Source organism: Actinophytocola sp., from assembly GCF_050699915.1.
GTDB lineage: Bacteria > Actinomycetota > Actinomycetes > Mycobacteriales > Pseudonocardiaceae > Actinophytocola.
Map to the genome: position 1 here is coordinate 1 of NZ_JBOHGA010000218.1, position 10,120 is coordinate 10,120.

Annotated in this window: 10 protein-coding genes and 1 pseudogene; 10 read left to right on the top strand and 1 reads right to left on the bottom strand. The window is 69.1% G+C overall.

What is annotated here, in order from left to right; all coding sequences use genetic code 11:
- From infB to rbfA, 3 genes are all read left to right on the top strand, one after another.
- Positions 1 to 1,956, top strand: a 1,956-nt coding sequence (gene infB / locus ACRDSK_RS27525; protein ID WP_431444233.1) for a translation initiation factor IF-2, incomplete at its 5' end; no start/stop codon positions are given.
- A 1-nt stretch (position 1,957) separates the two neighbouring features.
- Positions 1,958 to 2,254: a DUF503 domain-containing protein gene (locus ACRDSK_RS27530; RefSeq protein ID WP_431444234.1), complete on the top strand. Its 297-nt coding sequence runs from the start codon at positions 1,958 to 1,960 to the stop codon at positions 2,252 to 2,254.
- A 23-nt stretch (positions 2,255 to 2,277) separates the two neighbouring features.
- Complete coding sequence (gene rbfA, locus ACRDSK_RS27535; RefSeq protein ID WP_431444235.1) at positions 2,278 to 2,724, top strand: 30S ribosome-binding factor RbfA; 447 nt, start codon at positions 2,278 to 2,280, stop codon at positions 2,722 to 2,724.
- A gap of 37 nt (positions 2,725 to 2,761) precedes the next feature.
- On the opposite strand, the gene ACRDSK_RS27540 is transcribed toward rbfA, so the two are convergent.
- Positions 2,762 to 3,142: a MarR family winged helix-turn-helix transcriptional regulator gene (locus ACRDSK_RS27540; RefSeq protein ID WP_431444237.1), complete on the bottom strand. Its 381-nt coding sequence runs from the start codon at positions 3,140 to 3,142 to the stop codon at positions 2,762 to 2,764.
- A 330-nt stretch (positions 3,143 to 3,472) separates the two neighbouring features.
- Between ACRDSK_RS27540 and ACRDSK_RS27545 the strand changes: the two genes are divergently transcribed.
- The 7 genes and pseudogenes from ACRDSK_RS27545 to ACRDSK_RS27575 all read left to right on the top strand — a co-directional run.
- Entirely contained in the window at positions 3,473 to 4,207 is a 735-nt protein-coding gene (locus tag ACRDSK_RS27545; protein ID WP_431444238.1) for an alpha/beta hydrolase, read from the top strand.
- 143 nt (positions 4,208 to 4,350) lie between these two features.
- On the top strand, positions 4,351 to 5,289 hold the full coding sequence (locus ACRDSK_RS27550) for a DHH family phosphoesterase (RefSeq protein WP_431444240.1): 939 nt from the start codon (positions 4,351 to 4,353) through the stop codon (positions 5,287 to 5,289).
- A gap of 101 nt (positions 5,290 to 5,390) precedes the next feature.
- Positions 5,391 to 6,626 carry an extracellular solute-binding protein gene (locus ACRDSK_RS27555; protein ID WP_431444241.1) on the top strand — a complete coding sequence of 412 codons (1,236 nt, stop codon included), beginning with the start codon at positions 5,391 to 5,393 and terminating at the stop codon, positions 6,624 to 6,626.
- Positions 6,627 to 6,701: 75 nt separating this feature from the next.
- Positions 6,702 to 7,619: a carbohydrate ABC transporter permease gene (locus ACRDSK_RS27560; protein ID WP_431444242.1), complete on the top strand. Its 918-nt coding sequence runs from the start codon at positions 6,702 to 6,704 to the stop codon at positions 7,617 to 7,619.
- A gap of 3 nt (positions 7,620 to 7,622) precedes the next feature.
- Positions 7,623 to 8,510, top strand: coding sequence for a carbohydrate ABC transporter permease (locus ACRDSK_RS27565; protein ID WP_431444243.1), 888 nt, complete (start codon positions 7,623 to 7,625; stop codon positions 8,508 to 8,510).
- 122 nt (positions 8,511 to 8,632) lie between these two features.
- Positions 8,633 to 9,745 (top strand): ABC transporter ATP-binding protein, encoded by a 1,113-nt coding sequence (locus ACRDSK_RS27570; RefSeq protein ID WP_431444244.1) that lies wholly within the window; start codon positions 8,633 to 8,635, stop codon positions 9,743 to 9,745.
- 90 nt (positions 9,746 to 9,835) lie between these two features.
- Positions 9,836 to 10,120: pseudogene (locus tag ACRDSK_RS27575) on the top strand (sugar isomerase); the annotation flags it as partial.

A 10,120-nucleotide genomic window follows, 5' to 3' on the forward strand; every position in this document is an offset into this window, starting at 1 on the left:
GGTCGGCCCGGTTCCGGCGGCGGTCGCGGCGGTGCCGCGGGCGCGTTCGGCCGGCCCGGTGGGCCGTCCCGGCGCGGTCGCAAGTCGAAGCGGCAGAAGCGCCAGGAGTACATGGAGAACATGCAGGCGCCCAGCGTCGGCGGTGTTCGCCTGCCCAAGGGCAACGGCGAGAGCATCCGGCTGCCGCGTGGTGCCTCGCTGACCGACTTCGCGGACAAGATCAACGCCAACCCGGCCTCGCTGGTGCAGGTGCTGTTCCACCTCGGCGAGATGGTCACCGCGACCCAGTCGGTCTCCGACGACGTGCTCGAGCTGCTCGGCACCGAGATGAACTACAAGGTGCAGGTCGTCTCCCCGGAGGAGGAGGACCGCGAGCTGCTCGACTCCTTCGACATCTCCTTCGGCGAGGACGCCGGTGGCGAGGAGGAGCTGCAGGCGCGGCCGCCGGTCGTGACCGTCATGGGTCACGTCGACCACGGTAAGACCCGTCTGCTGGACACCATCCGCAAGACGACCGTGCACGAGGGCGAGGCCGGCGGCATCACCCAGCACATCGGTGCTTACCAGGTCGCGGTCGACGTGGACGGCAACGAGCGGCTGATCACCTTCATCGACACCCCGGGTCACGAGGCGTTCACCGCCATGCGTGCCCGCGGCGCGAACTCCACCGACATCGCGGTGATCGTGGTCGCCGCCGACGACGGCGTGATGCCGCAGACGGTGGAGGCGATCAACCACGCCCAGGCGGCGGACCTGCCGATCGTGGTCGCGGTCAACAAGATCGACAAGGAGGGCGCGAACCCGGCGAAGGTGCGCCAGCAGCTCACCGAGTACGGGCTCGTGGCCGAGGAGTACGGCGGCGAGACGATGTTCGTCGACATCTCGGCGCGGCAGAACATCAACATCGGCGGACTCCTCGAGGCGGTCGTGCTCACCGCGGACGCGGCGCTCGACCTGCGGGCCAACCCGGAGATGGAGGCGCAGGGCGTCGCCATCGAGGCGCACCTGGACCGCGGTCGCGGCCCGGTCGCCACGGTGCTGGTGCAGCGCGGCACGCTGCGGGTCGGCGACTCGATCGTCGCCGGCGACGCCTACGGTCGCGTGCGCCGGATGGTCGACGAGTTCAACGACGACGTCATCGAGGCGACCCCGTCGCGGCCGGTGCAGGTCATCGGCTTCACGTCGGTGCCGGGTGCCGGCGACACGTTCCTCGTGGTGGAGGAGGACCGCACCGCGCGGCAGATCGCCGAGCGGCGCGCGGCCCGCCTCCGGAACGCGGCGAACGCCCAGCGGCGCAAGCGGATCAGCCTCGAGGACCTGGACTCCGCGCTCAAGGAGACCAGCCAGCTCAACCTGATCATCAAGGGCGACAACTCGGGTACCGTCGAGGCCCTCGAGGACGCGCTCACGAAGATCGACGTGGGCGACGAGGTCGAGCTGCGGGTCATCGACCGCGGCGTCGGTGGCATCACCAAGGCCAACGTGGACCTGGCGATCGCGTCCGACGCGATCATCCTGGGCTTCAACGTCCGGGCCGAGGGCAAGGTCACCGAGCAGGCCAACCGCGAAGGCATCGACGTCCGGTACTACTCGGTCATCTACCAGGCGATCGACGAGATCGAGCAGGCCCTCAAGGGCATGCTCAAGCCGATCTACGAAGAGGTCGAGCTCGGGCGCGCCGAGGTGCGCGAGGTGTTCAAGTCCTCGAAGGTCGGCACGATCGCGGGTTGCATGGTGCTGTCCGGGGAGATCCGGCGCAACGCCAAGGCCCGACTCATGCGCGACGGCGTCGTCGTCCAGGAGAGCCTGCCGGTCAGCTCGCTGCGGCGGTTCAAGGACGACGCGGTCGAGGTTCGCGAGGGCTTCGAGTGCGGTCTCACGCTCGGTTCGTACGGCGATCTCAAGATCGACGACATCATCGAGACGTACGAGCTGCGCGAGAAGCCGCGCGACTGAGTTGTATGTCGGCGTCCTCGAACTGGATGTCCTCCTCGGAGACGTCCGTTCGCTGAAGGAGAAGCGGTCGGCGGTGCGGCCGGTGCTTGCCGAGCTGCGCCGCCGGTTCGAGGTGACCGTGGCCGAGGCCGGTCACCTCGACAAGCACCGCCGCTCGCTGATCGGCGTGGCCGCGCTCGCGGCCGACGCCGACCATGTGCGCGACCTGCTGGACGCGTGCGAGCGGCTCGTCGCCGGGCGGCCGGAGCTGGAGCTCGTCTCCGCCCGGCGCCGCTGGCTCGGCCCTAATGATAATTAGGTCTTTCGGTAGGAAGGAAAGTCGTGGTTGACGCACCGCGCGCCCGCAAGCTCGCCAAGCGCATCGGGCAGATCGTCGCGTCCGCGCTGGAGCACGAGGTGAAGGACCCGCGCCTGGCCCGGGTGACGATCACCGACGTCAAGGTCACCGGAGACCTGCACGACGCGACCGTGTTCTACACGGCGTTGGGCGACAAGCTCGATGCGGCGCCGGACCTGCAGGGCGTTGCCGCCGCGCTGGAGTCCGCGAAGGGCGTGCTGCGCTCGCTCGTCGGGCAGGGCACCGGCGTCCGGTTCACGCCGACGCTGTCCTTCGTCGCGGACACCGTCCCGGAGGACGCCAAGCACATCGATGACCTGCTGGCCCGCGCCCACGCCGCGGACGCGGAGGTGGCCCGCCTGGCCAACGGCGCCGAGCCGGCCGGCGAACCCGACCCGTACCGGGCCCCCCGCGAGGAAGCGGACGAGTAGCAGTCCCCGGGACGGATTAATCGGACCGCCTTGGCGATCAGCCCTCCAGCAGGTCGCCCAGATCGCGCAGGATGCCGATCGCCGAGCGGAGGTCGCTCAACGACGTGCGGGCGGCGACCTGGTTCGCCCAGGCGGCCTGGCGTCGTTCGACCGAGCGGAGCGCCGTGCGGCCGCGCGTGGTGAGCACGAGCAGCCGTGCGCGGCGGTCGCGCGGGTCGTCCTCGTAGTCGAGCATCCCGGCCGACGCGAGCGAGGCGGCGGTCTGGCGTACGGTCTGGCGCGTGAGGCCCATCGTCCGCGCGACCTCCGCGATCGTGACCGGGCCGTGATCGACGACGCCGAGTACCTGCCAACGGGCGCTGGTGAGTCCCGCCGGACGGGCCAACGCGTCTCCGGCCGACAGGAGTAGTCCGTTCACCCGGAAAATTTCGAGCAACAGCTCGGAAAACTCCTGGCCACGGTCGGTCAGCGAAGCCACAAGGGACACTCTGACGGACCGACAGGAACCTGTCAAAGTTGGGAAAGTTTGACGCTCAGTCCCATGCGGCGCAACGGTTCGGTAGTCTCGGTGCCCCCGACCAACTTCCCGCCATTCTTGGGGTGAGACGTGGCTGCAGGCGAGATTCGCCGCTCGCGGCGAGACGTTCTGCTTGGTGCCATCGGCCTAGGTCTCTCCGCCGCCGGCTGCGCACCGAAGCCAACGGACGCTCCCGTCAGAAGCGCTCGTACCGACGACCAGAGCGAGGCCTTGTCGGCCGCGACGATCCCCCCGAACGCGGCGCGCAAGCCGGTGACGCGCGAGCGCATCCGCTCGCTGTCCCGCGGCACCGAGGTCGAGCTGATCGTCATCCGGCCGGAGGACGCCGGGCCGGACCTGCCCGTGTGCCTCGCGCTGCACGGCCGCAGCGAGGGCGCCGGGATGTTCGTCGACCTCGACGTGCCGAAGACGCTGTCCTCGGTGGTCAACTACCAGGGCACGCCGCCGTTCGCGATCGTCGCGGTCGACGGCGGCGACTCGTACTGGGTCGGGGGCGACGAGGACGACGACCCGCAGGCGATGCTGGCCGAGGAACTGCCCACCTGGCTCGAGGAGCGCGGCCTCGCCACCAACCCGTTCGCGGTGCTCGGCATCTCCATGGGCGGCTACGGCGCCTTCAACTACGCGGCCAACCTCAACGACCCGGCCATCGCGGCGGTCAGCCCGGCGATCTTCCTCAGCTGGCCGGAGGCGCGCAACCGCGAGGTGTTCACCGACGAGGCGCAGTGGAACGACACCGACCCGCTGCAGCACCTCGACGCGATCGCCACCCTGCCCCTCGGCGTCTGGTGCGGCGAGTCCGATCCGTTCATCGACGCGGCCCGTCAGCTGGTCGAGGAGGCCGAACCCGCGGTCTCCCACATCGAGCCGGGTGACCACGACGAGGAGTACTGGCGCAAGGTCATGCCCGACGTGCTGAAGTTCATCGGCAACCGCATCGGCTGATTCGGGCGGTCCAGGACTGCGATGCGTGAGCGCGGCGGGCTTGGACGCGGGCACTGGACGCGGCCGCTCGGTTACGTGAGGCTGTGCGGGTGCCCACCACGGATCTTGGTGCTGCCGCGACTCTGTTACGCACCGCGACCGACGTGACACTGCTCGCTCACGTCAACCCCGACGCTGACGCGTTGGGCAGTGCGCTGGCGCTCGGCCTCGCCCTGCGCAGACGCGGGGCGGACGTGCGGGTCTCCTTCGGCATGCCGAACGAGGTGCCGGAGACGCTGCGCGGGCTGGACGTCCACGGGCTCGTCGTGCCGGCCGCCGCGGTGCCGGCGGTGTCCGGGCTGCTCGTCGCGGTGGACACCGGGAGCAAGTCGCGGCTCGGCCAACTCGCCGACCGGGTCAACGCGACCGTGGAGGCCGGCGGCTCGGTGCTGGTCATCGACCACCACGCGTCCAACACCTACTACGGCACCCACCACGTCGTCGACGAGACCGCCGAGGCCACCGCGGTGCTGGTCATACGGTTGCTGGACGAGCTCGGCTGGCCGCTCGACGCGGACCTCGCCCGCTGCGTCTACGCCGGTCTGGTCACCGACACGAGCTCCTTTCGCCGGGCGAGCCCGGACACCCACCGGCTCGCCGCGCGGCTCGTCGAGGCCGGCGCGGACCCGACGGTCATGGCCCGCGACCTGCTGGACACCCACCCCTTCGCGTTCCTCCAGATGCTCGCGAGCGTCCTCGACCGCGCGGTGCTCGAGCCGGGCGCAGCCGGCGGGCACGGCCTCGTGCACACCGCCGTGCGCCTCGACGACCTCATCGGGGTTCGCCTCGAGGAGGTGGAGTCGGTCGTCGACATCGTGCGCACCACGGCGGAGGCCGAGGTCGCGGCCGTGCTCAAGGAGACCTCCTCGGGCCACTGGACGGGCTCGTTGCGGGCCGTCGGCGCGGTGGACGTCCGGGCGGTCGCGGAGCAGTTCGGCGGCGGCGGGCACAGGCTGGCCGCGGGGTTCAGCGCCGACGGCGAGCTCGAGGACATCCTCACCAAGCTGCGGGAGGCACTGCGCGAACCGGTGCTGCTTGGTTGAGCAGAGCTGAACAAGTGGTATAAACCAATCGCCGCATTTGGGCCGACGGTCCGGCGCGGCGATCAGCCTGGCGGACCGGCCCGGCGGAAACGGAGGACAAGTTGAGGCGCGTCATTTATGCAGTCGCGGTCGCGACCGTGGCGGCGCTCGGGCTCGCTGGCTGCGGAAGCGATTCGGGCGACAGTGGCGGCAGCACCGAACTGGAGCTGCTGGTCCCCATCTACGGCGACAAGACCAAGCCGTACTGGGAGGACCTGGTCAAGGCGTTCGAGGCGGAGAACTCGGACGTCAAGGTCAAGCTCGAGACCCAGAGCTGGGACGACATCTACACCGTCATGACGACGAAGGTCCAGAACAACAAGCCGCCGGACATCCTCGAGCTCGACGCGGCAGGCCCGGCCTACGCCTCCGACGACCTGCTCTACAAGGCGGACGAGATCGTCTCGCCGGAGACGATGAAGGACATCGAGCCGTCCTTCATCGACAGCGCCAAGATCGACGGCCAGGCGTACGGCGTGCCGACCGTCGCGTCCACCCGCGCGCTGTTCTACAACGAGGACCTGTTCGCCCAGGCCGGCATCACGGCCCCGCCGAAGACGTGGGACGAGCTGCTGGCCGCGGCGAAGAAGATCTCCGCGCTCGGCGGTGGCGTGTACGGCTACGGCATGCCGCTGGGCAGCGAGGAGGCCCAGGCCGAGACGTCCATCTTCGCCTACGGCGCCGGCGCGAGCTGGGAGGCCGACGGCAAGATGACGATCGACACGCCGGAGGCCGCGGAAGCGCTGACCTTCATGAAGTCGATGATCGACCAGAAGGTCACCCAGCCCGACCCGGGCGCCACCGACCGCACCCCGCTGCTGGACGTGTTCATCCAGGGCAAGATCGGCATGATCCAGGGCCTGCCGCCGATCGTCGGCCAGATCAAGGAGAAGAACCCGGACCTGAAGTGGGCGATCGCGCCCTCGCCGACCAAGGACGGCAGCCCGTCCACGCTGGGCGTCGCCGACTACTTCGTCGGCTTCAACAAGGACGAGGACAAGCAGGACGCGATCAAGAAGTTCCTCGACTTCTTCTACCAGCAGGACAACTACGTCAAGTTCAACCAGAACGAGGGCTTCATCCCCGCCACCAAGTCGGGTGCCGAGGCGGCCGCGGCCAACCCGGACCTGAAGACCTTCATCGAGTCGCTGCCGGACGCGAAGTTCTACCCGGCCACCAACCCGGCCTGGGGCGACACGTCGGGTGCGTTCAAGTCGCTGGTCGGGCAGGTTCAGACCAAGCCGGTCGACGACGTGCTCAAGGAGATCCAGGCGAAGGCCGACGAGGCCGGCAGCTGATGCTCGCCCCCTGGCCCGCCGACGGCGGGCCAGGGGAGCGGCGCACCGGGGAGGAACCCACGCGTGGCAGTACCGATGGCTGATCCGCAGCCACGAACCAAGACACTGAAACGGCAGGCTCGACGTCAGACGACGCTGCAGGCGCTGCCGTGGCTCGCACCCGCGCTGATCCTCATCGGCGGCGTGGTCCTGTTCCCCATCGGCTACATGATCTACACGTCGTTCCGCGACCTCTCGCGGTTCGGCAAGGACCGCGGCTGGGCCGGCCTGGAGAACTTCCAGCGGGTGTTCGGCCTCGACCACCTGCCGCGGGTCATGGCCAACACCGTGCTCTGGACCGTCGGCGTCGTGGCCCTGTCCGTGGGCCTCGGCCTGGTGCTCGCGCAGTTCCTCAACAAGCGTTTCCCGGGCCGCAAGATCCTCCGCATGGTGATCATCGTGCCGTGGGCGGCATCGGTGGTGATGACCTCGACGGTGTTCGTCTACGGCCTGGACCCCTTCTACGGGATCATCAACCGGTTCCTGGTCGACATCGGCCTGCTCGACACGCCGTTCGGCTTCCTGAAGAGCGCGCTGCCCGGGTTCCTGTCCGCGATGGCCGTCGCGGTGTTCGTCTCGATCCCGTTCACCTCGTTCGTGTTCCTCGCCGGGCTGCAGGCCGTGCCGGACGACGTGCTCGAGGCGGCGCAGATCGACGGCGCGAGCCGGGTGCAGACCTACTGGCGGGTGGTGTTCCCGCAGCTGCGCGGCGCGCTCGCGGTCGCCACGATCATCAACGTCATCAACGTCTTCAACAATCTGCCGATCCTCAAGACGATGACCGGCGCGATCCCCGGCTACGACGCGGACACCACCACGTCGCTCATGTTCAAGATCATCCAGAACGATCGGCAGATCGACACGGCGAGTGCGCTGTCGGTGGTCAACTTCGTCGTCGTGGTCGTGGTGATCGGCATCTACCTGCGGGTCGTGCGCCCGATGCGGGAGGACTGACCCATGTCGACCGTCATCGACCGCCCGACCACGGCGGCCACCGTCGACGCACCGCGTCCGAAGGTGCGGGAGCGCAAGCGGTGGGGCCTCACGGTCGTCGCCGTCATCGTGGCCCTGGTGTTCCTGCTTCCGTACCTGATCATGCTGATCGGCGCGTTCAAGACCCGGCAGGAGATCCTCAAGGTCCCGCCGATCTACCTGCCGCAGGACTGGGCCCCGGAGAACTTCGTCAACATGTGGGGCACGCCGGAGACCCCGCTGCCCTCGAACCTGTTCTCCACTGTGGTCATCTCGCTGGGCGGCACCGCGCTCGCGCTGGTCGCCGCGCTGCCCGCGGCCTACTACACCGCGCGCCACCGGTTCCGGCTCAAGATGCCGTTCATGCTGCTGGTGCTGGTCACCCAGATGCTGCAGCCGACCGTGCTCGCGTCCGGCCTGTTCCGCGAGTTCGTCACGTTGGAGATCAACGACACCCGGCTCGCGATGATCCTGGTGAACGCGGCGTTCAACCTGTCGTTCGCGGTGTGGATCATGCACAGCTTCTTCGCCACGGTGCCGAAGGAGATCGAGGAGGCGGCCTGGCTGGACGGGTGCAGCCGCGGCCAGTCGCTGCGCCGGATCATGCTGCCCCTGGTGTGGCCGGGCATCGTCACCGCGGTGATCTTCACGTTCATCGCGTGCTGGAACGAGTTCGCGGCCAGCCTGATCCTGCTGCCGACCGACACCAACCAGCCGCTGACCGTCGCGTTGACACGGTTCATCGGGCAGTACGAGTCGGCGTGGCAGTACGTCTTCGCGGTCTCGATCATCGGCATCCTGCCCGTCGTGGCACTCTTCGCCTTGATCGAGCGGCACCTGGTGTCCGGTCTCACCGCGGGCGGAGTGAAGTGAAGTCGTTAATTCTGAATCGTGGTGTTCACGTGTTAGTTGCTCTAGATTGTGCACGCGCGCCGGTTTCGCGCCGGGCCGACAACGGGGTGCGGTCTCTGACCGGCGGAGATGAAAGGTAAGCCATGGCCACTGTGACCTTCGACGGAGCCAGCCGCTACTACGCGGGAACCGAGCGGCCAGCCGTCGACCAGCTGGACCTCGAGGTAGCCGACGGCGAGTTCCTGGTGCTGGTCGGGCCTTCGGGCTGCGGCAAGTCGACGACGCTGCGCATGCTCGCCGGACTGGAGGGTGTCGACGAGGGCGTGGTGCGCATCGGCGACCGCGACGTCACCAACCTGCCGCCGAAGGACCGGGACATCGCGATGGTGTTCCAGAACTACGCGCTGTACCCGCACATGACGGTGGCCGACAACATCGGCTTCCACCTCAAGATCAAGAAGATGGCGAAGGCGGAGCGCGCCGAGCGGATCCTCGAGGCAGCCAAGCTGCTCGACCTCGAGCCGTACCTGGAGCGCAAGCCTGCCAAGCTCTCCGGTGGCCAGCGCCAGCGCGTCGCCATGGGACGCGCGATCGTGCGCCGGCCCCAGGTGTTCTGCATGGACGAACCGCTGTCCAACCTGGACGCGAAGCTGCGCGTGCAGACTCGCACGCAGATCGCCTCGCTGCAGCGCCGGCTGGGCGTCACCACGATCTACGTCACGCACGACCAGGTCGAGGCCATGACGATGGGCGACCGGGTGGCCGTGCTCAAGGACGGCTTGCTCCAGCAGTGCGACACGCCGATCGGCCTGTTCGGCAAGCCGAAGAACCTGTTCGTGGCCGGCTTCATCGGCTCGCCCGCAATGAACCTGATCCCCTCGACCGTCGGCGCCGAGGGCGCGGTCATCGGTGGCACACCGATCGAGCTGACCGCCGAGCAGCGCACCGCGCTGACCGGCTCGAAGCTCGTCGTCGGCGTGCGGCCCGAGGGCTGGACGCTCAAGCCGGCCGGCGAGGGCATCACGGCGATGGTCGAGGTCGTCGAGGAGCTGGGCAGCGACCAGTTCCTGTACTGCTCGACCAGCACCGAGCTGACCGCGGCCGACGGCGAGGTCTCCGAGGTCGACGCGCACACGCTCACGGTCCGGGCGCCGGGCATGTCCGCGTTCACCCGCGGGGAGAAGGTCGGCCTGGTGCCGCAGCAGGGTGCGGTGCACCTGTTCGACGCCGACACCGGTGACCGCCTGCCCGACTGATCTCTCGAATCCTTGCCGCCGCCGGGTGCTCCTGCACCCGGCGGCGGTGTCTTATGCTCGTTAGGTGGGTACTTCGCTCATCTTCGAGCAGTGGGGGTTGTCGTGACGTACGTGGCCGACGAGATCGCCAGCCAGCCGTCGGTGTGGCAGCTGGCGCGCGACGTCCCCGCCGCCGGCCTGCCGGCCCCGGGTGAGCGCGTGGCGGTGCTGGGCTGCGGCACGTCGTACTACATGGCCCAGGCGTACGCGGCGCTGCGCGAGTCGGCGGGGCAGGGGGAGACCGACGCCTGGGCGGCGTCGGAGTTCCCGGCGGGGCGGCGGTACGACCGGGTGGTCGCCCTGACCCGCTCCGGGACGACGACCGAGGTGCTGGCC